The sequence below is a fragment of the Mesorhizobium sp. Root554 genome (genome assembly GCF_001427025.1).
In the GTDB taxonomy this organism is placed as follows: Bacteria; Pseudomonadota; Alphaproteobacteria; order Rhizobiales; family Rhizobiaceae; genus Mesorhizobium.
The window spans coordinates 3,077,902-3,098,618 of the sequence record NZ_LMGA01000001.1; the positions used below are offsets into that span (position 1 = coordinate 3,077,902).

The 20,717-nt window shown below is 63.6% G+C and carries 20 protein-coding genes; 12 read left to right on the forward strand and 8 right to left on the reverse strand.

The window, feature by feature from the left end; all coding sequences use genetic code 11:
- Position 1: 1 nt before the first annotated feature.
- The 5 genes from proB to ASD44_RS15000 are packed head-to-tail and all read left to right on the forward strand — an operon-like array spanning position 2 to position 3,663.
- Positions 2–1,165 (forward strand): glutamate 5-kinase, encoded by a 1,164-nt coding sequence (gene proB / locus ASD44_RS14980; RefSeq protein WP_056113595.1) that lies wholly within the window; start codon positions 2–4, stop codon positions 1,163–1,165.
- Positions 1,166–1,168: 3 nt separating this feature from the next.
- Entirely contained in the window at positions 1,169–2,455 is a 1,287-nt protein-coding gene (locus tag ASD44_RS14985; protein ID WP_056113598.1) for a glutamate-5-semialdehyde dehydrogenase, read from the forward strand.
- 34 nt (positions 2,456–2,489) lie between these two features.
- Positions 2,490–2,747: a CopG family ribbon-helix-helix protein gene (locus tag ASD44_RS14990; RefSeq protein WP_056113601.1), complete on the forward strand. Its 258-nt coding sequence runs from the start codon at positions 2,490–2,492 to the stop codon at positions 2,745–2,747.
- Positions 2,747–3,043 (forward strand): type II toxin-antitoxin system RelE/ParE family toxin, encoded by a 297-nt coding sequence (locus ASD44_RS14995; protein ID WP_056113604.1) that lies wholly within the window; start codon positions 2,747–2,749, stop codon positions 3,041–3,043. The genes ASD44_RS14990 and ASD44_RS14995 overlap by 1 nt, the downstream gene beginning before the upstream one ends.
- Before the next feature lie 32 nt (positions 3,044–3,075).
- Positions 3,076–3,663, forward strand: coding sequence for a nicotinate-nucleotide adenylyltransferase (locus tag ASD44_RS15000; protein WP_056113609.1), 588 nt, complete (start codon positions 3,076–3,078; stop codon positions 3,661–3,663).
- A gap of 9 nt (positions 3,664–3,672) precedes the next feature.
- Here the strand turns inward: ASD44_RS15000 and ASD44_RS15005 are convergent, their stop codons facing one another.
- On the reverse strand, positions 3,673–4,527 hold the full coding sequence (locus ASD44_RS15005; RefSeq protein ID WP_056113612.1) for a mechanosensitive ion channel domain-containing protein: 855 nt from the start codon (positions 4,525–4,527) through the stop codon (positions 3,673–3,675).
- Between the two features lie 254 nt (positions 4,528–4,781).
- On the opposite strand from ASD44_RS15005, the gene rsfS reads away from it, so the two are divergent.
- The 7 genes from rsfS (at position 4,782) to metH (ending at position 14,267) form a co-directional block, all read left to right on the forward strand.
- Positions 4,782–5,159 carry a ribosome silencing factor gene (gene rsfS / locus ASD44_RS15010; protein WP_056116291.1) on the forward strand — a complete coding sequence of 126 codons (378 nt, stop codon included), beginning with the start codon at positions 4,782–4,784 and terminating at the stop codon, positions 5,157–5,159.
- A gap of 43 nt (positions 5,160–5,202) precedes the next feature.
- Complete coding sequence (gene rlmH / locus ASD44_RS15015; RefSeq protein ID WP_056113614.1) at positions 5,203–5,685, forward strand: 23S rRNA (pseudouridine(1915)-N(3))-methyltransferase RlmH; 483 nt, start codon at positions 5,203–5,205, stop codon at positions 5,683–5,685.
- 126 nt (positions 5,686–5,811) lie between these two features.
- Positions 5,812–7,137 (forward strand): murein hydrolase activator EnvC, encoded by a 1,326-nt coding sequence (locus tag ASD44_RS15020; protein ID WP_056113617.1) that lies wholly within the window; start codon positions 5,812–5,814, stop codon positions 7,135–7,137.
- Position 7,138: 1 nt separating this feature from the next.
- A complete protein-coding gene (locus tag ASD44_RS15025; RefSeq protein WP_056113618.1) occupies positions 7,139–8,464 on the forward strand; it encodes a S41 family peptidase in 1,326 nt (441 codons plus the stop codon).
- Positions 8,465–8,552: 88 nt separating this feature from the next.
- Positions 8,553–9,731, forward strand: coding sequence for a divergent polysaccharide deacetylase family protein (locus ASD44_RS15030; RefSeq protein WP_056113622.1), 1,179 nt, complete (start codon positions 8,553–8,555; stop codon positions 9,729–9,731).
- A gap of 130 nt (positions 9,732–9,861) precedes the next feature.
- Positions 9,862–10,266: a peptide-methionine (R)-S-oxide reductase MsrB gene (gene msrB / locus ASD44_RS15035; protein ID WP_056113625.1), complete on the forward strand. Its 405-nt coding sequence runs from the start codon at positions 9,862–9,864 to the stop codon at positions 10,264–10,266.
- A gap of 206 nt (positions 10,267–10,472) precedes the next feature.
- Positions 10,473–14,267 (forward strand): methionine synthase, encoded by a 3,795-nt coding sequence (gene metH, locus ASD44_RS15040; protein WP_162246427.1) that lies wholly within the window; start codon positions 10,473–10,475, stop codon positions 14,265–14,267.
- A 13-nt stretch (positions 14,268–14,280) separates the two neighbouring features.
- On the opposite strand, the gene ASD44_RS15045 is transcribed toward metH, so the two are convergent.
- From ASD44_RS15045 to ASD44_RS15075, 7 genes are all read right to left on the reverse strand, one after another.
- On the reverse strand, positions 14,281–15,075 hold the full coding sequence (locus ASD44_RS15045; protein ID WP_056116294.1) for an ABC transporter permease: 795 nt from the start codon (positions 15,073–15,075) through the stop codon (positions 14,281–14,283).
- 10 nt (positions 15,076–15,085) lie between these two features.
- The gene (locus ASD44_RS15050; protein WP_056113632.1) at positions 15,086–15,952 is read right to left on the reverse strand and encodes an ABC transporter permease; all 867 of its coding nucleotides are present in this window, start codon (positions 15,950–15,952) and stop codon (positions 15,086–15,088) included.
- A complete protein-coding gene (locus ASD44_RS15055; RefSeq protein WP_056113634.1) occupies positions 15,949–17,037 on the reverse strand; it encodes an ABC transporter ATP-binding protein in 1,089 nt (362 codons plus the stop codon). Before ASD44_RS15055 ends, ASD44_RS15050 begins: the two co-directional genes overlap by 4 nt.
- A gap of 38 nt (positions 17,038–17,075) precedes the next feature.
- Positions 17,076–18,134, reverse strand: a complete 1,059-nt coding sequence (locus ASD44_RS15060) for an ABC transporter substrate-binding protein (RefSeq protein ID WP_056113636.1) — start codon at positions 18,132–18,134, stop codon at positions 17,076–17,078.
- A 49-nt stretch (positions 18,135–18,183) separates the two neighbouring features.
- Positions 18,184–18,849 (reverse strand): RraA family protein, encoded by a 666-nt coding sequence (locus tag ASD44_RS15065; protein WP_056113639.1) that lies wholly within the window; start codon positions 18,847–18,849, stop codon positions 18,184–18,186.
- Positions 18,850–18,860: 11 nt separating this feature from the next.
- Positions 18,861–19,664, reverse strand: coding sequence for a carbon-nitrogen hydrolase family protein (locus tag ASD44_RS15070; protein WP_082542491.1), 804 nt, complete (start codon positions 19,662–19,664; stop codon positions 18,861–18,863).
- Positions 19,665–19,762: 98 nt separating this feature from the next.
- Entirely contained in the window at positions 19,763–20,668 is a 906-nt protein-coding gene (locus ASD44_RS15075) for a LysR family transcriptional regulator (protein ID WP_056113642.1), read from the reverse strand.
- Between the last annotated feature and the right edge of the window lie 49 nt (positions 20,669–20,717).

Here is a 20,717-nt window from a genome sequence, read left to right on the forward strand (position 1 = left end):
CATGGATACGCTGTCCGGGGCCCCCCTTTCCCTGCGAGCCTACCGCCGCATCACCGTCAAGATCGGTTCCGCGCTGCTGGTCGATCGGGCCAGCGGCCTGAAGCGCGACTGGCTGCGATCGCTGGCCATGGACGTTGGCGAACTCGCGGCCGGCGGCGCTGAAATCCTCGTCGTCTCGTCCGGCGCCATCGCGCTCGGCCGCACCATTCTCGGCCTCGGCAAGAAGGCGTTGAAGCTGGAGGAAAGCCAGGCGGCCGCGGCCGTCGGGCAGATCGCGCTCGCCGGCGCATGGTCGGACGCACTGGGCAGCCAAAAGCTCAAGTCCGGACAAATCCTGCTGACGCTCGGCGATACCGAGGAACGCCGCCGCTATTTGAATGCGCGCGCCACGATTTCGACCCTGCTGAAGATGAAGGCCGTGCCGGTCATCAACGAGAACGACACGGTCGCCACATCGGAAATCCGCTATGGCGACAACGACCGGCTGGCGGCCCGCGTCGCCACCATGATGGGCGCGGATCTGCTGGTGCTGCTTTCCGACATCGACGGTCTTTACACCGCCCCTCCGGCGCGCGACCCGGAAGCTAAATTCATCCCGGTCGTCGACCGCATCACGCCGGACATCGAGGCGATGGCGGGCGCCGCCGCTTCGGAACTGTCGCGCGGCGGCATGCGCACCAAGCTGGACGCCGGCAAGATCGCAACCGCCGCCGGCACGGCGATGATCATCACCGCCGGCACGCGGCTGTCGCCGCTGATGGCGATCGAGCGCGGCGAGCGCCACACCTGGTTCCGTCCCAGCGAGCAGCCGGTCAAGGGCTACAAGACCTGGATAGCCGGGCAACTCGAACCGGCGGGCCGGCTCACCGTCGATGCAGGCGCCGTGGGCGCGCTGTTGTCGGGCAAATCGCTGCTGCCGGCCGGCGTCAAGCTGGTCAGCGGCAGCTTCGGCCGCGGAGACACGGTGGCCATCCTGTCGCCCGAGGGCCGCGAGATCGCGCGCGGGCTGGTTGCCTACGACGCCGCCGATGCCGTAAGGATCGCAGGCTTGAAGACGGCCGAGATCGAAACCGTGCTCGGCTATGAGGCGCGCTCCGCAATGATCCACCGCGACGATCTCGTGGTGAACCCTGCCGGCCGTGCCGGACAGACAAGCGAAGGATGAGCCATGCTGAAACTGCATGAAAAATCCCCGAACGATACCGCGGCGCTTATGGCCGATCTCGGCCAGCGAGCCCGCGCCGCCGCGCGGCCACTGGCTGTCGCCACCACGCAATCCAAGAACACGGCGCTGGTCGCAATGGCTGACGCTCTGATGCGCAATCAGGCGGAAATCCTTCTGGCGAACGCCATCGACATGAAGAATGGCGAGGAGGCGGGCCTAGCCGGCTCGTTCCTGGACAGGCTGAAGCTCGATCCGGCGCGCATCCGCGCCATGGCGGATGGCGTGCGCGCCGTGGCGGCCCTGCCTGACCCCGTTGGCAACGTGATCGCGGCATGGGACCGGCCGAACGGGCTCCATATCGAGCGTGTGCGCACGCCGCTCGGCGTCATCGGCGTGATCTATGAAAGCCGTCCCAATGTGACGGCGGACGCCGGCGCGCTCTGCCTCAAGGCGGGAAACCCGGTGATCCTGCGCGGCGGCTCGGACTCGATCAATTCGTCCGCCGCCATTCATTCCTGCCTGGTGGAAGGGTTGAAAGCCGCCGGCATTCCCGAGGACGCGATCCAACTGGTGCCGGTGACCGACCGCGCCGCCGTCGGCGAAATGCTGAAGGGCCTTTCCGGCAATATCGACGTCATCGTGCCGCGCGGCGGCCGCAGCCTGGTCGAGCGCGTGCAGACCGAGGCGCGCGTCCCGGTGTTCGCCCATCTCGAAGGCATCTGCCATCTCTATATCGACAAATCCGCGAAGCTGGAGATGGCGAAGGAGATCGCCGTCAACGCCAAGATGCGCCGGACCGGCGTCTGCGGGGCGGCCGAGACACTGCTGGTCGACCGCGCCGTCGCCTCGACGCATCTGGTGCCGATCCTGGAGGCGCTGCGTGAAGCCGGCTGCGAGATCCATGCCGACGCCGAGGTGCTCAGGGCCTTTGCCGATGCAAGCCCGGCGACCGACGCCGACTGGATCACCGAATATCTCGACGCCATCATCGCGGTGAAGCTGGTAGACGGCGTCGGCGAAGCGATCGAGCACATCGAGACCTTCTCCTCGCATCACACCGAGGCGATCGTCGCCGAGGATGAAAACGCCGTGGAGCGCTTCTTCAACGAAATCGATTCGGCGATCCTGCTCGCCAATGCCTCGACGCAGTTCGCCGATGGCGGCGAGTTCGGCATGGGCGCCGAGATCGGCATCGCCACCGGCAAGATGCATGCGCGCGGACCGGTCGGCGTCGAGCAACTCACCTCGTTCAAGTACCGGGTGCGGGGCAGCGGGCAGGTGCGGGCGTAGTTGCCTGTCCGGCCTGTTGTGCTATATTGTGCACATGGGAACACAATCCGAGACCGTCACCGTTCGCCTCGACAGCGCGACCAAGTCCCGCCTCGAGGAACTGGCGCAGCACACACGGCGAACAAAGTCCTTCCTGGCCGGTGAGGCCATAGCCAACTATGTCGAGCGCGAACTTGCGATCGTCCAGGGCATCAAGCGGGGGCTGGCTGATATAGAGGCAGGCAGAACCGTTCCCCATGAAGAGGCAATGAAGCGCCTGCGTGCAACGATCGATCGCGTCCAAAAGCGTTGATGCCGCGCGTGGGCTGGTCGCGCGATGCGTTAGACGACCTCGACGAGGCGATCGCCCATATCGGATTCGATGCGCCCAAGTCGGCGCATCTGGTCCTCGACAGGATAGAGGCAGCTGTCGATCTCTTGGCTGAAACGCCGGCGGGCCGCATGGGGCGGGTAAGCGGAACCCATGAATGGCATGTTCGACAGACACCCTACATCATCGCCTACTCCCTGACGGATGAGACGCTCAATATCTTGCGCGTCATCCACGGTGCACGCGATTGGCCCGAAGGCGAGTGGCGGGCCGAATGATTTCTCATGACGTTCCTGATCACTACCTTCGCATGCCTTATGTCGAGAAGGGCATGCAGGTCGGTCTGTTCGGCGGTTCGTTCAACCCGCCGCATGCCGGTCACGCGCTGGTGGCCGAGATCGCGCTGCGCCGGCTGGCGCTCGACCAGCTCTGGTGGATGGTAACGCCCGGCAATCCGCTGAAATCGACGCGGGAACTGGCGCCGCTCGCGGAGCGTATCGAGGGATCGGAAAAAATCGCCGAGGATCCGCGCATCAAGGTCACGGCCTTCGAGGCGGCGCATCATGTTCGCTTCACCGCCGACACGCTCGAACTGGTGCGCGCGAAGAATCCCGGTGTAGAGTTCGTCTGGATCATGGGGGCGGATTCGCTGCGCGATTTCCATCGCTGGCAACGCTGGCGCCAGATCATGCTGACGTTTCCAATTGCCGTCATAGACCGACCGGGCGCGACATTGTCGTTCCTGTCCTCGGTGGTCGCCAAGACCTTCGACTATGCCCGGGTCGACGAGGGGGACGCTCCGCTGCTTGCTCGCATGAAAGCGCCGGCCTGGACCTTCATCCACGGGCCGCGCTCGTCGCTGTCCTCCACCGCCATCCGGCAAGCGGCAAAGACCTGAACTGCCGGACTAGGCTCCGGGTTTCATTTCCCGATAGACCACTTCCTGCTGCGGGAAGGGTATTGAGATACCTTCCATGTCGAACCGTTCCTTGGCGAGCTTGGTGAGGCTGAGCTTGGTGGCGAAGAAATCCGCCGCCGAGGTCCAGTATCGCAGCGTGATGCCGACCGAGCTGTCGCCCAGCGTCGACACGAAGGCACTGGCCGCTGGATCAGACCTCACCCGCTTGTCCGCCCTGGCCAGGTCAAGCAGCGTCTCCTGGGCGTGGTCGATGTTGTCGCTGTAGGCGATGCCGATGACGATGTCGTTGCGCCGAACGCCGTTGCGATTGAAGTTGCGCACCGGCGTGTTCCACAGCGTTGAATTGGGCGCCAGGATGTAGATGCCGTCCAGCGCCCGCAGCCGGGTGGCGAACAGGCCGATTTCCTCCACCGTTCCCGCCACCGAACCGATCTCGACATATTCGCCGATGCGGATCGGGCGCAGCGCCAGAAGCATGATGCCGGCGGCAATGTTCTGCAGCGTTCCCTGCAGGGCAAGGCCGATGGCAAGCCCGATGGCGCCGACCGCGGCGATGATCGACGCCGTCTGCACGCCGAACTGGCCGAGCACCATGATGAAAACGAGGATCAGGATCGCATAGCGGACCATCTTGGAAAAGAAGTGCCGCAAGGTGGCGTCGAAGCCGCTGATATGGCCGAGCCCGGCGAAAGTTGAGCGTTCGGCGACACCCGCGAGCAGATAGCCGGCAACCATGAGAACAATCGCACCGAGGGCGGAAAACGAATAGGAAACAATGAGCGTGCTCAGTTGAGCGAGGCCGGCTTGGATGGTGACAAGGGCACCTTGAGCATCGATAGCCATGGCGGCGGTCCAGTTAGTCGGTACTTGCATAACCCCGGCGTTTTGCCTCGGTTCCGAACTTTTCCTCCGCCCGGATGCGGGGACCGGAACGGAACGGCGCCATGGGCGTTGCTGGCACAGCGGAAGGTCCGTCTTGAAACTGCCATGCGACTCTGCCTATCTAGGTGACATCACCTGCGTCGCCTGGTGATTTGGTTGTTCTTGCTGCGAAAGGAAAGACACTGAGAACAGCACTGCGGAAGAAGGCCGACATCATGCCTTCGCCGGCCGGGATAAGCGTTGCCGATGCTTCGTCCCGCGCCATTGAAACAGTCCTTGCCAGTCTGGAAGACTCCAAGGCCGAAAACATCGTCTCGATCGACATTCAGGGAAAATCGACCCTCGGTGACTACATGGTCATCGCCTCGGGCCGGTCGCACCGCCATGTCGCGGCTGTCGCCGATCATCTTCTCAAGGCGCTCAAGGATGCCGGTCTCGGCACTGCGCGCGTCGAGGGGCTGGCCAGCGCGGATTGGGTGCTGATCGATTCCGGCGATATCATCGTCCACGTCTTCCGCCCGGAGGTCCGCGAATTCTACAACATCGAGAAGATGTGGCAGGCGCCGGATCTCGACGACGAGACGATCCACTAGTTCGTTCTCGGACGTGCTCGGGCTTCGGCCCGTTGAGGCAGGGATGAAGATTACCGTACATGCCGTGGGCCGCATGAAGACCGGCCCCGAGAGAGAGCTCGCCGATCGCTACTTCGAGCGTTTCGCCAGAAGCGGTCCCGGCATCGGGCTCGAATTTTCCAATATTGTCGAAATTCCGGAAAGCCGCGCGCAGACTGCAAGTGAGCGCCGGCGTGACGAGGGCAGGGCGTTGCAGTCGCATCTCCAGTCCGGGACCGCGCTTGTGCTGCTCGATGAACGCGGGAAGGCTTTCACTTCCGAGGATTTCGCCGGACGGGTCGGCCTGTTGCGGGATGGCGGACGCAAGGAGATGGTCATTGCCATCGGCGGCGCCGACGGACACGACCAGTCGCTGCGCGACCAGGCGGAGATGACCGTCTCCTTCGGCAGCATGACCTGGCCGCACCAGTTGGTGCGGGTGATGCTGGCCGAACAGCTTTATCGCGCCGCGACGATCCTTTCGGGCCATCCCTATCACCGCGGCTAGGGCCTCAATCCGGCTGGTTTCCCGACGACCGATTCCGATTTTTGCCCCATTGATGCACCAGTGTCGGATGGCCACGGCGATATGGTTGATGCTTCGTTAACGAACCCCCGAATAGAATTGGACCGAATGGCTGAACGGGTGAAATCGAGCGCGGGTTTCCGGCATGCCCGCCGTGGAATCGCGGCGGCTTTGCTGTCGTCTTTGCTCGTCGGGGTGGCCCATGGACAGAGCGCCTCTGCCGTCACTCCTGATCCGGACCAGAGCCGGACCGAATATGAGCGCATTTCCAACGAGATCACGCTGTCGGCCGAGCGGCGGGCGAAGCTCGCGGCCGAGATCGCCACCGTCCGCAAGGACCGCACCTCGATCACGGCGGCGCTCATCCAGTCGGCGAAGACCGAACAGAAGCTCGGCCAGGACATCGAGGACATCGGCGCCAAGCTGGAAGGCTTCAAGGGCCAGGAACAGATCATCCGCAAATCCCTGGCCGCCCGGCGCGACGTGCTGGCGGAGGTGCTGGGCGCCCTGCAGCGCATCGGCCTCAATCCGCCGCCGGCGCTGCTGGTCAAACCCGAAGACGCACTTTCATCGGTGCGCAGCGCCATCCTGCTTGGCGCGGTTGTGCCGGAGATGCGCCACCAGACCGAAGTGCTCGCGGCCGATCTGGCCGAACTGTCACGCATAACCGCTTCGATCGAATCGGAGCGCGGCAAGCTGACGGCGGCCATCGGCGAGCAGGCCGCCGAGAAGCAGAAGCTGACGTTGCTGCTGGAAGCCAAGCGCAAGGCGCAGGCGGAAACCGAACAGGCGCTGGCGCAAGAGCAGCAAACGGCGCAGCAACTGGCCGCCAAAGCCGCCAGTCTGAAGGACCTTATCGGCTCGCTGGAGGCGGAGGCCGACAAGACCCGCAAGGCAGCCGACGCCGCGAGGCGCGAGGCCGAAGCCAGGACCAACAGCGAAGCCGAACTGGCCGCCCTGCCGGTGCCGGAAGCCAATCAGCTGGCCGAATCGGTCCCGTTTTCAGCCCTGGTCGGGCAGGTCGCGCTGCCGGCGACGGGCATGATGAAGCGGCGATTCGGCGGCAGTGACGGTAACGGCGGCGTGATGCAAGGCGACACGCTCGCGACACAATCGAACGCCATCGTCACCGCTCCGGCGGATGGAAATGTTCTTTATGCGGGGCCTTTTCGCTCTTATGGTCAACTCTTGATCCTGGATGCCGGGGGCGGCTATCATGTCGTTCTGGCGGGGATGAGCAGATTGAATGTCGCGTCCGGCCAATCCGTGCTTGCAGGCGAGCCGGTCGGAGCGATGGGCGAGGCCAGGGTGGCAAGCACCGCGGCATCGTCGAATGGAAATGTCACGCCGGAACTTTACATAGAGTTCCGCAAGGATGGAAAACCCGTCGATCCGACCCCGTGGTGGGCGGGCCGCTTTTCTGGAAGGACCTGAAATGATGCGGAAAGTGTCGCTCTTGCTTGCCGGTGCGCTGATGGGCGCATCCGCCATGAGCCTTGTCTATGGCGCGCCCGGCTCCACTGCGAACGCCGCGGGCTCGGAAACCTACAAGCAACTGGCGATTTTCGGCGATATCTTCGAGCGCGTCCGGGCCCAGTATGTGACGCCACCCGATGACAAATCGCTCGTCGAGAACGCCATCAACGGTATGCTCACCTCGCTCGATCCGCATTCGTCCTACATGAATGCCGAGGCCGCGCAGGACATGCGCGTGCAGACGAAGGGCGAATTCGGCGGCCTCGGGATCGAGGTCACCATGGAAAACGATCTCGTCAAGGTCATCACCCCGATCGACGATACGCCGGCCGCCAAGGCGGGCGTTCTGGCTGGCGACTACATCGCCAAGATCGAAGGCCAGGAAGTCCGGGGCCTTACCCTCAACGATGCCGTCGAGAAGATGCGCGGACCGGTTTCCACGCCAATCAAGCTTACCATCCTGCGCCAGGGCGCCGACAAGCCGATCGAGATCACCGTGGTGCGCGACATCATCAAGGTCAAGGCGGTGAAGTTCCGGGTCGATAACAATGTCGGCTACATGAAGATCACCTCGTTCACCGAAAAGACCTATGACGATCTGCAGAACGCCATCAGCACCATCAAGAAGCAGGTGCCGAACGACAAGCTGAAGGGCTATGTGCTCGACCTGCGGCTCAATCCGGGCGGTCTGCTCGACCAGGCGGTCAGCGTGTCCGACTCGTTCCTCGACCGTGGCGAGATCGTCTCGACGCGCGGCCGCGACCCGAAGGACGTCACCCGCTTCGACGCCCGCGCCGGAGACGACATAGACGGCAAGCCGCTGGTCGTCCTGGTCAATGGCGGATCGGCGAGCGCTTCCGAGATCGTCGCCGGTGCGTTGCAGGATTTGCGTCGCGCCACCGTTGTCGGCACGCAGTCGTTCGGCAAGGGCTCGGTACAGACCATCATCCCGCTCGGCGAAAATGGCGCGCTCAGGCTGACGACGGCGCTCTACTACACGCCGTCGGGCAAATCGATCCAGGGCAAGGGGATCACGCCCGACATCAAGGTCGACCAGCCGCTGCCGGAAGAGCTCCAGGGCCGCGACCTGACGCGCGGCGAATCCGATCTCAAGGGCCATATCAAGGGCGCCGAAGAGAGCGACAAGGGTTCGGGTTCCGCCGCCTATGTGCCGCCGGAACCGAAGGACGACCTGCAACTGATCTATGCCGAGCAGCTGCTGCGCGGCGAAAAGACCGATCCGGCCTTCCCTCCCAATCCGGACAAGGCCGTCATGAACCAATAGGTCTGGCTGTCAGATCACGAGAATGCCATCCTGCCGGGGCCGCGAGGTTCCGGCAGTTTGATTCGGAAACCGCGGCAGGGGTTGCGGCTTGGCTCAGTCCATCAAGGAAATCGAACGCCCGCTGGGGCAAGACAGGCGGCCCGACGTTCCGGGACGCCGCTTCGGCATGGGCGTGAAGCAGATTGCCGGGCTCGTCGCGATGCTGGTGCTGGTGGGTATTTCCGGCGCCATCGCTCTGCGCGACAAGCCTTTTCGCAAGGCTGAAGAAATCGCCGCGGTGAAGCCGGCGCCATCACCCGCGTTGCAAACGAAGCCCGAGCCCACCGCTTCCAAACCGGCCGATCCGGCGCCCCTCGCCGCGGCCAGGCCGGACGGTCCGCAGATCATTCATGTGCAACCCACCGATACTGGTGGGGCAGCGGGCATCACTGTCCGCGATCCATCGGCTCTCGGCCAGAACCTGGCGACCGCGCATATGCCCGACAGGGCGCTGATCGAAGACAGTGCTACCGGCCCGCTGCCGATCCGCGCCGCTGATGGGCGCAGGCCGTTCGATGTCTATGCGCGGCCATGGTCGGGCGGACGCGGCGCGAGGGTCGCCATCGTGATCGGCGGGCTTGCCGTTTCGCAAACCGGCACCCAGGCGGCCATCGCCAAGCTGCCGGCAGAAGTGACGCTGGCCTTCGCACCACAGGGCAACAGCATCGGGCGCTGGATGCAGGAGGCACGCCGACGCGGCCACGAGATCGTCATGCAGATCCCGCTGGAGCCGTTCGATTATCCAAACGTCAATCCGGGCCGCAACACGCTGACCGTCGATGCCGACGCAGACGAAAACCTGAAGAATTTGCGCTGGGCGCTGTCGCGCACCACCAACTACACCGCTGTTATGAATTACATGGGCGCTCGCTTTGCCACCGACGCCGGCGCCATGGAACCGATCATCGCCGAGCTCGGCAAGCGCGGGCTTGGCTATCTCGATGACGGTTCGACCGCCCGCAGCGTTGCCTCGGAAATTGCGCTCAAGGAAGGCGTGCCGCTGGCGATCGGCGATACGACCATCGACGCCGTTCAGGATCGCGGGTCGATCCTGAAGAAGCTCGACCAGCTGGAAGCGACGGCCCGCGCCAAGGGCTTCGCCATCGGCATTGGCTCGGCTTTCAATGTCACGGTCGACGCCGTAGACGCTTGGGCCGACGAGGCGAAAAAACGCGGCATCGAGATCGTGCCGATCTCGGCGGTCGCGACCGACCCTCAGCGCCGATAGACTTCCCTTCGCACGGAACCGTGAATGCCGATGCAGGGGCCGCCACGCCGCTGCCCTGTGCATCCTTGCAACAAAGCCCTATGTTTAGGCGGAACCAGACCTGCAACAGCCGAGACGGCAGGAGACCGACATGGACACTCATACCTATCCCGTGACCCGCAGCGACGCCGAATGGCGGGCAAAGCTTTCGCCGGAGCAATATGCCGTCATGCGCGGCCATGGCACGGAACGGCCGGGAAGCTGTGCCCTGCTCCACGAAAAGCGCGCCGGCACCTTCAAATGCGCCGGTTGCGATCAGCCGCTGTTCGAATCCAAGCTGAAATTCGAAAGCGGCACCGGCTGGCCGAGCTTCAACGATCCGGTCCCCGGCTCGATCGAAACCACCGTCGACCGTTCATATGGGATGACGCGCACCGAGGTTCACTGTGCCACCTGTGGCAGCCATCTCGGCCATGTGTTCGAGGATGGCCCGCCGCCCACCGGCCTGCGCTATTGCATCAACGGCGTGGCGCTGGAGTTCGATCCGGCGGCCTGACCTGAGGCAAGTTGAAGCGCCGGTTTCGTCGGCGCTCGATGCCCTCCACTATAAACCGACTGTCCGGTGGGAGCCCGCCGCCGTCCACCGGCGGAGCTGTCCTGCGATCGATCCAGGCCTTGGAATGCAAAAGAGCGACTATTGTATGTTGACATAAAGATGTCTTTATATGACTTAGAGTCGTTTGCAGAACAATGGGTGTCGCGATGTCGGCTATGGATGAACTCTTTGGCGAGACGGCCCTCCGGCAGGACGGAGAGGTTTTTGCCGCTCTGGCTGCGGCTGCGCGCGAACGCATCCTTATCCTCGACGGCGCCATGGGCACGCAGATCCAGGGTCTCGGTTTTGATGAAGATCATTTCCGGGGCGACAAGTTCGCCGGGTGCGCCTGCCATCAGCAGGGCAACAACGACCTTCTGATCCTGTCGCAACCCAAGGCGATCGAGGACATCCACTACGCCTATGCCAGGGCGGGCGCCGACATCGTCGAGACCAACACCTTCTCCTCCACCTCCATTGCCCAGGCCGATTACGCGATGGAGGACATGGTTTATGAGCTGAACCGCGATGGCGCCCGGCTCGCCAAGCGCGCGATCCGCCGGGCCGAGCAGGAAGACGGCCGCCGCCGGTTCGTCGCCGGCGCGCTGGGGCCGACCAACCGCACCGCCTCCATCTCGCCCGATGTCAACAATCCGGGCTACCGCGCGACCTCCTTCGACGATCTGCGCCTCGCCTATGGCGAGCAGCTGCGCGGTCTGATCGATGGCGGTTCGGACCTGATCCTGATCGAGACGATCTTCGACACGCTGAACGCCAAGGCGGCGATCTTTGCCTGCGAGGAGATTTTCGCCGAGAAAGGCGTTCGCCTGCCAGTGATGATCTCCGGCACCATCACCGATCTGTCCGGCCGTACGCTGTCAGGTCAGACGCCGACGGCGTTCTGGCATTCCGTGCGCCATGCCAAACCCTTCACCATAGGCCTCAACTGCGCGCTCGGCGCCGCCGCCATGCGGCCGCATCTGGCGGAGCTTTCGGGCGTCGCCGACACCCTTGTCTGCGCCTATCCGAACGCCGGCCTGCCCAACGCCTTCGGCCAGTATGACGAGACACCGGATTTCATGGCGCGTCAGGTCGAGGATTTCGCACGAGAAGGCCTGGTCAACATCGTCGGCGGCTGCTGCGGCTCGACCCCCGAGCACATCGCCGCCATTGCGCAGGCGGTGTCGAAGCACGAGCCACGCAAGCCGGCTGCCCGAACGCCGCTGATGAAGCTTTCCGGCCTTGAGCCGTTCACGCTCACCGAGGACATTCCCTTCGTCAATGTCGGCGAGCGTACCAACGTCACCGGCTCGGCGAAGTTCAGGAAGCTGATCACCGCAGGCGACTATGCGGCCGCGCTCGACGTCGCACGCGACCAGGTCGCCAATGGCGCGCAGATCATCGACATCAACATGGACGAGGGTCTGATCGACTCGCAAAAGGCGATGGTCGAATATCTGAATCTCGTTGCTGCCGAGCCCGACATCGCCACCGTTCCGGTGATGATCGACAGTTCCAAATGGGAGGTCATCGAAGCCGGCCTCAAATGTGTGCAGGGCAAGCCGATCGTCAATTCGATCTCCATGAAGGAGGGCGAGGAGGCCTTCCTGCATCATGCAAGGCTTTGCCGGATGTACGGTGCGGCCGTCGTCGTCATGGCGTTCGATGAGCAGGGCCAGGCGGATACGAAGGCGCGCAAGGTGGAAATCTGCACCCGCGCCTACAAGCTGCTGACCGAGCAGGCGGGCTTCGCGCCGGAAGACATCATCTTCGACCCGAACGTGTTCGCCGTCGCCACGGGCATCGAGGAACATGACAATTACGGCGTCGATTTCATCGAGGCCACCGGCGAGATCACCGCCACGCTTCCGCACGTCCACATCTCGGGCGGCGTCTCCAATCTTTCGTTCTCGTTCAGGGGCAACGAACCGGTGCGGGAGGCGATGCACGCCGTGTTCCTCTACCATGCCATCCAGCGCGGCATGGATATGGGCATCGTCAATGCCGGCCAGCTCGCCGTCTACGACACGATCGAGCCGGATCTGCGCGAGGCCTGCGAGGACGTGGTGCTCAACCGCACGCCGAAAGCCGGGGGCACCGCGACCGAGCGCCTGCTGGAAATCGCCGAGCGCTTCAAGGGCACGGCCGGCAAGGAAGCCAAGGAACGCGACCTCGCCTGGCGCGAATGGCCGGTCGAGCAGCGGATTTCTCATGCCCTCGTCAACGGCATCACCGAGTTCATCGACGCCGATACCGATGAGGCGCGACTTGCCGCCGAGCGCCCGCTGCATGTCATCGAAGGCCCGCTGATGGCCGGCATGAATGTCGTCGGCGATCTGTTCGGCGCCGGCAAGATGTTCCTGCCGCAGGTGGTGAAGTCGGCCCGTGTGATGAAACAGGCGGTGGCCGGGCTGCTGCCGCACATGGAGGCCGAGAAGCTCGCCAACGCCGCCGCCGGCATCGAAAATGGCGAGCGCAAGACTGCCGGCAAGATTCTGATGGCGACCGTGAAAGGCGATGTCCACGACATCGGCAAGAACATCGTCGGCGTCGTGCTGGCCTGCAACAATTACGAGATCATCGACCTCGGCGTCATGGTGCCGGCCACCAAAATCCTGCAGACCGCCAGGGACGAGAAGGTCGACATCATCGGCCTGTCCGGCCTGATCACGCCATCGCTCGACGAAATGGTGCATATGGCGTCGGAGATGGAACGGGAAGGGTTCGACATCCCGCTGCTGATCGGCGGAGCGACGACCAGCCGCGTTCACACGGCGGTCAAGATCCATCCTCGGTATTCGAAAGGCCAGACTGTCTATGTGACGGACGCCAGCCGTGCGGTCGGCGTCGTTTCCAACCTTTTGTCGCAGGATGTGAAGCCCGGTTACGTCGAGACGATTCAGGCCGAATACCAGAAGGTCGCCGACGCCCATCACCGGTCGGAAGCCGACAAACAACGTCTGCCGCTGGCTAAGGCGCGGGCGAATTCCCACAAGGTCGACTGGCCGGACTATACACCGCCCAAGCCATCCTTCCTTGGGACACGCGTGTTCGAGACCTGGGACCTGGCCGAACTCGCCCGCTACATCGACTGGACGCCGTTCTTCCAGACCTGGGAACTGAAGGGCCGCTATCCGAAAATCCTCGACGACGAGAAGCAGGGGCAGGCGGCACGTCAGCTCTTCGAGGATGCGCAGGCGATGCTTGCGAAGATCATCGAGGAGAAATGGTTCGCGCCCAAGGCGGTAATCGGCTTCTGGCCTGCCAATGCCGTCGGCGACGACATCCGCCTGTTCACCGACGAAAGCCGGTCCGAGGAACTGGCGACCTTCTTCACCTTGCGCCAGCAGCTGACCAAGCGCGACGGCAAGCCGAATGTCGCGCTCGCCGATTTCGTCGCGCCGATGGACAGCGGCAAGCCGGACTATATCGGCGGCTTCGTCGTGACGGCCGGCATCGAGGAAGTCGCCATCGCCGAACGCTTCGAGCGCGCCAACGACGATTATTCCTCGATCATGGTCAAGGCGCTCGCCGACCGCTTCGCCGAGGCCTTTGCCGAGCGCATGCACGAGCAGGTCCGCAAGGAGTTGTGGGGCTATGCTCCGGACGAAAGCTTGACGCCTGACGAACTGATTGGCGAACCCTACCAGGGCATCCGCCCGGCGCCCGGCTATCCGGCGCAGCCCGACCACACCGAGAAGGTGACGCTGTTCAAGCTGCTCGACGCTGAGAACAAGGCCGGCGTCACCCTGACCGAGAGCATGGCCATGTGGCCCGGTTCTTCGGTATCCGGCGTCTACCTGTCGCACCCGGAGAGCTATTATTTCGGCGTCGCCAAGGTCGAACGCGACCAGGTCGAAGACTATGCGGCGCGCAAGGATATGCGCATCGCCGATGTCGAACGCTGGCTCGGCCCTATCCTCAACTACGTGCCTGTTCCCTTGGTAGAAGCGGCGGAATAGTCGCCGGGGCGCTCTATTTGACGAACGCCTTGCCAAGCCCCATGGCGCGCTCGACGATCATGATGACGCCGAGCGTCAAGAGGATCAGCAGGACGGATGCGGCGGCGACCAGCGGATCGGCCTGGTTGAACACGTAATTGTACAGTTCCACGGGCAGCGTGCTGATGCGCGGGCCGGTCAGGAACAGCGTAATCACCACTTCGTCGAAACTGACGAGGAAGCAGAGCGCGGATGCCGCGACAATGCCGGGCGTCAGCATCGGCAACGTGACGCGGAAGAAGACCGTCAGCGGTTTCGCGCCCAATGTCCGGGCGGCTTCCTCGCAGGCGCGGTCCTGCGTGCCCAGCGAAACAGCCAGCACGCGCAGCGCATAGGGCAGTGTCACCACCAGATGGGCGAGCACCAGCCCTTGCATCGTCGCCAGCAGGCCGAAGGAAGCAAAGACGATCAGGATCGCCAGGCCGAGCACGATCGTCGGCAGAAGCAGTGGCGCGGTGAACAGGTTGAACAGGAACTCCTTGCCGAAGAAACTGGTCCGCGTCATCGTCCAGGCAGCGGGCACCGCGATCACGATGGACAGGATGGTGACGACGACAGCCAGCGTCAGGCTGGTCCAGAACGCCTTCAGCATGACGGTGTTCTGGAACAGGGCCGTATACCAGCGGGTCGACCAGAAGCTGGGCGGAAACTGCAGCACCTGATCGCCGGAGAAGGAGATCGGGAAGACCAGGATCACCGGCGCCAGGAGATAGAGGAACAGCACCAGCACGAGGACGCGCATCGGCCACGAGGTCTTGTGGATTTCCATCATGACCTCCTCAATCCAGCCGCCGCAGCACGACGGAATAAGCCCAGAGCGCCGCGCCGAAGACGATCAGGACCAGGATCGACAGGGTCGAGGCCAGCGGCCAGTTCAGGGTGACGATGGCCTGGTCGTAGATTTCCGTGGCCAGCAGGAAGACGCGGCCGCCGCCCATCAGCTTGGGCGTGATGAAGGACGAAACGGCCAGCACGAAGCAAAGGAGGCAGCCAAGCGCGATGCCGGGCAGCGTCAATGGCAGGATGATCTTCCAGAATGTCCGCGAAGGGGTCGCCCCAAGCGTGCGCGCTGCCTCCTCGACGCGCGGATCGAGCCGTCCGAAGCCGGCCATCAGCGCCAGGATCATATAGGGCATGAGGATCTCGGTCAGGCCGATGAAAACGCCCTTGATGTTGAACATCAGGCTCGGCGCCGGCAGTCCGACATACCTCAGGAAGCTCAGCACCGGCCCGTTGTCGGTCAAAAGCGCGATCCAGCCATAGGTGCGCACGACCGCCGAAGTCAGCAGTGGCGAGATCACCAGTACGGTCAGGAAAGTCTTCCACGACCCGGTCGATCGATGAAGATAGAGCGCGATCGGATAGGAGACGACGAGCGTCGTCAGCGTGATCGCCAGGCTGATCCATACCGAATTGAAGATGAGTTCGAGGTAGAACGGATCGCGCAGCAGACCGGTCCAGTTCTCCCAGGTGAAGACATCGGCGATGCCGCCGCCGGCGGTCGACTGGTTGAAGGAATAGCGCGCCAGGTTAAGCACCGGCAGGATGAAGCCGATCGCGTTGATCAGCGCGATCGGAAGAAGCAGCACGATGGCCAGCTCGCCGGAGCGCCATGTGCGCGGAGCCGTCTCGGCCGCGGCGTTCATTGGTCTTTGTCCGGATAGATCAGCGTGTCCCCGGCCGACCAGGCGAGGCTGACGGTGTCGCCGGCCGCGAAGGGGGGTGCGCAGCGCCGCGTCGCTTCCTCGATCATGATCTCATCGCCGCCGACGCGCACGCCATATTGGACAAGATCGCCGATGAAGGTCACGCTGGCGATCTCGCCTTGCACGAGGTTGCCGCCTTCAGCTGCCTTGCCTGCGCCGGCAGGCTGCATGGCGATGCGATGCGGCCTGACCAGAACCTCCACCTTGCCCGGTTCAAGCTTTGCGGAACTGGTCAGTTGCTGCCCGGCCGCGCTCAGGTTCCCCTGCGCATCGACAGTGCCTTTCAGCCGGTTGGTCCGCCCGACGAAATTGGCGACGAAGGCGGTCGCCGGCTTTTCGTAGATTTCGGTCGGCGTGCCGAACTGCTCCACCCGTCCGTTGCGCATGACGACGATCCGATCGCACATCGATAAGGCCTCGACCTGGTCGTGGGTGACGAAGACGGCGGTGATGCCGCTCGCCTGCTGCAACGCCCTGATCTGCACGCGCATCTCGTCGCGCAGCTTGGCGTCGAGATTGGACAGCGGCTCGTCGAGAAGCAGGATGGAGGGCTGGATGACCAGCGCCCGCGCCAGCGCCACCCGCTGCTGCTGGCCGCCCGACAATTCCTTCGGCTTGCGCCCGGCCAGATGGCCGAGCTGGACCATGTCGAGCGCCGCCTTGGTGCGGGCGGCAATCTCGCCGGCGGCGAGATTCCGCATCTTGAGGCCGAACTGGACGTTGCGGCTTACATCCATGTGCGGGAACAGGGCATAGCTCTGGAAAACCATGCCCATGTCGCGGTCGTGGATTGGCAGCGCTGTGATGTCACGGCCGCCGACATGGATGCGGCCGTGCGAAGGCGTGATCAGGCCCGCGATCATCCTGAGCGTGGTGGTCTTGCCGCAGCCCGAAGGGCCGAGGAAGGCGACCATCTCGCCCTTGCGGACCGACAGGTCGAGCGAGGGGATGACATTGACGGAGCCGAAGCTCACGCCAATGTTCTCCAGTCTGAGATGATCTTCCTTGGCGGTCGAAACGGTCACGGCAATCTCCCTTTGCCCGGATCGTGAACCAACCGGAATCAACGGCTGAGCGGAATAATGCGCCGGCGCCACTGCTCGGTGATGGCATCCCGGATCTTTGCCACCTCAAGCCAGTTGATGTCGATCATCTGGTCCATCGAGCCCGCCGCCGTCCGCTCGATCGCTTCCTTGGAGATCAGCGGCGCTGCCTTCGAATTGGTCGGCGCGTAGAACATCGCCTGGGTAAAGGCAGCCTGGGCTTCCGGGCTCAGCGCATAGTCGACGAACTTCTTGGCGCTTTCGCTGGCAGGGCCGCCCTTGACCAGACCGATGACGTTGATCTGGAAGCCGCTGCCTTCCTTCGGCAAAACCACGCCGAGCTTGCCGCCGGACAGGTCGGCATAGACCTGGGCGCGGGCATTCCAGCCGATGCCGATCGAGGCCGTGCCGCTGGAGATCGGCTGGTAGACATCGGGACGCGGGTCCCAGGTCTGGACATTGGGCGCCAGTGCTTCGAGCTTCTTGAGGCCGGGTTCCACCGTCTCGGTATAGTTGGTTCCGCCGGCCATCTTGTTGGCGATGATGGTAAGCGTCGTGCCCTGGATGTCCGGCACCGCCGGTATCGAAACCTGCTTGGCGTAGGTCTTGTCCCACAGGGCTTCCCATGAATCAGGCGCCTGCTTGATCTTGCCGGTGTTGTAGAGAAGCACGAGGTTGTCAAAGGTGACGCCGACTGCGTTGACGCCGGCAATTCTGGCCTGCGGGTAAAGGTCGGCGATATGCTTGGAAACGCTTTCGTCCATCGGCGCGAACAGGCCTTCGCCGGTGGCAGCCTTGGCGACCGAAACGTCAAGGATGGCTGCATCGATCTGCGGGGCGCTGGCCTGCGCGCGCAGTGTGCCAAGCGTCTGCGCGGAATTGGGCATCGGGTAGAATTCGACGGTGATGTCGGGATTGGCCTTCATGAAAGGCTCGACCACGGCCTTCACGTAATTTTCCTGGAAGATACCGGCATAGCCGGCGACGACCACATTGTCGGCCATGGCGGTTCCGGCCGTCAGCATCGACAGCGACAGGGCGACGATGCCTGCCCCGAAGGCGCGTTTCATTTTAGTCATTGATCTTCTCCTCTTGAATGAACGTTCCCTGTTCTTGTTTTTATGCGTCTTATGCCGCCCGGGATGCCTCCACCAACCGGGTAGCGCCGGAAATGTCCGGCAGTTTCTCGCCATTGCGCAGGCGCTCGAGCAAAACGAGTTCGTTCTGCTGCATGCCGATGGCCTTGTCGGCGGCCCACTCGGCCTGGTCGGGAGCCAGCACCACGATGCCGCTTTCGTCGGCGATGATGGCGTCGCCCGGATTGACGATCTGGCCGCCGACGGAGACCGGAACGTTGATGGCGCCTTCGAGCCCGAGGATCTTGGTGGTGATGGGGGAAGGACCACGGCACCACATCGGCAGGTCGACCCGGCGGATTTCGGAGAAATCGGTCGCCGGCCCGTCGATGACGGCGCCGACTATGCCGCCGAGCTTCATCGAATGGGTGACGACGCCGCCCCAGCAGGCGTGCTTGTCGTCGCCGCAGCGGTCGACGACGACGAAATCGCCGGGCCGCACCAGCTTGGTCAGATAGTGCAGGATGGTCGAGTCCGCATGGGGCAGGCGCACGGTGACGGCGGTGCCGCCGATGCGCTTTTCAGGCAGCACGGCGCGCAATTCGCGGTCCATGAAGCCGGAATGCAGGAAGTGGCCGACCGTCGCGGTCTCGACCTGTTCCATCTTCTTGATCAGTTCCGGAGCGATCTGCTTCGGCATTGGATTGACGACGAACATTCGACCGCTCCTCAGATGACGTGATGCTGCGCGACGGGCACATCGGCGCGGACCTTGGAGATGCGGTCCATGTCGAGCTTCGCCGTCGTCGTTCCGACGCCATCGGAACATTGCGCGACCATGTGGCCCCATGGATCGATGACCATCGAATGGCCCCAGCACCATTTCTTGCCGTCTGCATGCGCGCCGGTCTGGCCGACTGCGACGAAATAAGTCTGCGTTTCGATGGCGCGTGCGCGCGCCAGGACTTCCCAGTGATCCTTGCCGGTCATCAGCGTGAAGGCGGCGGGAAGCACGATAACGTCGGCGCCCTTGTCGCGCAGCGCGCGGAACAGCTCCGGGAAACGGATATCGTAGCAGATGGCGCAACCGACCGTGGCGTCGCCCACCTTGTAGGTCACCACGTCTTCGCCGCGGCTGATCGTGTCGGACTCGCGGTAGGAGACGCCGCCGGGCGTATCGACGTCGAACAGATGCATCTTGCGATACTTGGCGATTTCCGTGCCGTCGGGGCTGAAGACGACCGATGCGTTGAAATGGTTGTTGCCCTGCTTTTCGACCATCGAGCCGGCATGCAGGGTGACGTTGAGTTCCTTGGCCAGCGCCGCCATGCGCTGATAGACGGGGCCGTCGGGGAAGCTTTCACCGCTGCCGTGGACGGCGTCGCGGCCCTCGCCGAGGAAAGCGAAATATTCGGGCAGCACCACGAGGTCCGGCTGCTCCTCGGCCACCACTTCGCGCACCATCCGCTCCGCCTCGTCGAGGTTTTTGGCCTTGTCCGAATCGGAATTCATCTGAACGACACTGATCTTCATCGACATCCTCCGCGTCTCGTGTTGACGCATCGTCATGGGGAAGACGCGATCTGACAAACGACAAAGAATTATCGTTCGCGATAAGAAAAACTTGTGATCTACGCGAAGGGCAAAACGGTCCTGGGCGGCTGATAGGAGGCTTCACGCGCGATGACCGAAAGGATTGAAGGCACGAGGTTTTCCGGGTCGTCGGCGTAGACGGCGTGGAGCTTCAGCGCCGGGAAACGGGGCGTGATCGACAGCACTTCCAGTGCTCCACGCTGGATCAACGGCTGGATCATCGGTGACGGCAGCAGGGCGATGCCGACGCCGTCGCAGGCCAGGCGCGACATCGCCGACAGCGAGTTCGAGTTGGAAATGACCGGCGGCGCGATGCCTCGTTCCTCGAACTGGCGCAGCAGCCAGATATGCGGCACGCTGTTGCGGGAGAAGGTGAGCACCGGATAGGGCGCCAGATCCTCCAGCGTCAGCCGCTTGTCCGAGAGCCCGAAGGACGGCGCCGCCACCCACACGCATTCCATGGCGTTCAGATCGATGTTCTTCAACCCGGCGCGCAGCACCGGACCCATGACCAGCGCGAGGTCCAGCCGACGCTCGCCGATCTCGCGGGCGATGGCCAGAGAAGTATCGACGTTCAGATCGATGCTGAGCGACGGGAAGCGCTCCTTGGTCATCTCGATGAAGCGCGGCAGCCAGGCGTGAACGATGGAATCGATCGTCCCGATGGACACGGTCGCCCGCAGCTGCTCGGGATTTCCGATCGACACCTTGAAATTGGTCGCGGCCCGCAAAAGCTCTTCCGCCGGCTGGATGGCGCGCTGGCCGATGCTCGACAGCCTCACGCCGCCGGCGACGCGCTCGAACAGTTCGCAGCCCATTTCCGCCTCGAGGCTGGCGATGCGGTTGGAGACCGCGGCCTGTGTCGCATTCAGCCGCTCCGCCGCCGCGCGAAAACTTCCCAGGCGCGCCACCCAGACGAATGTTTCGACGAAACGGATATTCATGGCGGCAGTGCCCCAGATTTTCGCCTCCAGCGTAACAGCCGAGCAGCAC

Bases quoted from the DNA above. Each gene is read 5' to 3' on its own strand.
- proB (WP_056113595.1), top strand. From the start codon at position 2: ATGGATACGCTGTCCGGGGCCCCCCTTTCCCTGCGAGCCTACCGCCGC.
- ASD44_RS14985 (WP_056113598.1), top strand. From the start codon at position 1,169: ATGCTGAAACTGCATGAAAAATCCCCGAACGATACCGCGGCGCTTATG.
- ASD44_RS14990 (WP_056113601.1), top strand. From the start codon at position 2,490: ATGGGAACACAATCCGAGACCGTCACCGTTCGCCTCGACAGCGCGACC.
- ASD44_RS14995 (WP_056113604.1), top strand. From the start codon at position 2,747: ATGCCGCGCGTGGGCTGGTCGCGCGATGCGTTAGACGACCTCGACGAG.
- ASD44_RS15000 (WP_056113609.1), top strand. From the start codon at position 3,076: ATGCCTTATGTCGAGAAGGGCATGCAGGTCGGTCTGTTCGGCGGTTCG.
- ASD44_RS15005 (WP_056113612.1), bottom strand. From the start codon at position 4,527: ATGGCTATCGATGCTCAAGGTGCCCTTGTCACCATCCAAGCCGGCCTC.
- rsfS (WP_056116291.1), top strand. From the start codon at position 4,782: ATGCCTTCGCCGGCCGGGATAAGCGTTGCCGATGCTTCGTCCCGCGCC.
- rlmH (WP_056113614.1), top strand. From the start codon at position 5,203: ATGAAGATTACCGTACATGCCGTGGGCCGCATGAAGACCGGCCCCGAG.
- ASD44_RS15020 (WP_056113617.1), top strand. From the start codon at position 5,812: ATGGCTGAACGGGTGAAATCGAGCGCGGGTTTCCGGCATGCCCGCCGT.
- ASD44_RS15025 (WP_056113618.1), top strand. From the start codon at position 7,139: ATGATGCGGAAAGTGTCGCTCTTGCTTGCCGGTGCGCTGATGGGCGCA.
- msrB (WP_056113625.1), top strand. From the start codon at position 9,862: ATGGACACTCATACCTATCCCGTGACCCGCAGCGACGCCGAATGGCGG.
- metH (WP_162246427.1), top strand. From the start codon at position 10,473: ATGTCGGCTATGGATGAACTCTTTGGCGAGACGGCCCTCCGGCAGGAC.
- ASD44_RS15045 (WP_056116294.1), bottom strand. From the start codon at position 15,075: ATGGAAATCCACAAGACCTCGTGGCCGATGCGCGTCCTCGTGCTGGTG.
- ASD44_RS15050 (WP_056113632.1), bottom strand. From the start codon at position 15,952: ATGAACGCCGCGGCCGAGACGGCTCCGCGCACATGGCGCTCCGGCGAG.
- ASD44_RS15060 (WP_056113636.1), bottom strand. From the start codon at position 18,134: ATGACTAAAATGAAACGCGCCTTCGGGGCAGGCATCGTCGCCCTGTCG.
- ASD44_RS15065 (WP_056113639.1), bottom strand. From the start codon at position 18,849: ATGTTCGTCGTCAATCCAATGCCGAAGCAGATCGCTCCGGAACTGATC.
- ASD44_RS15070 (WP_082542491.1), bottom strand. From the start codon at position 19,664: ATGAAGATCAGTGTCGTTCAGATGAATTCCGATTCGGACAAGGCCAAA.
- ASD44_RS15075 (WP_056113642.1), bottom strand. From the start codon at position 20,668: ATGAATATCCGTTTCGTCGAAACATTCGTCTGGGTGGCGCGCCTGGGA.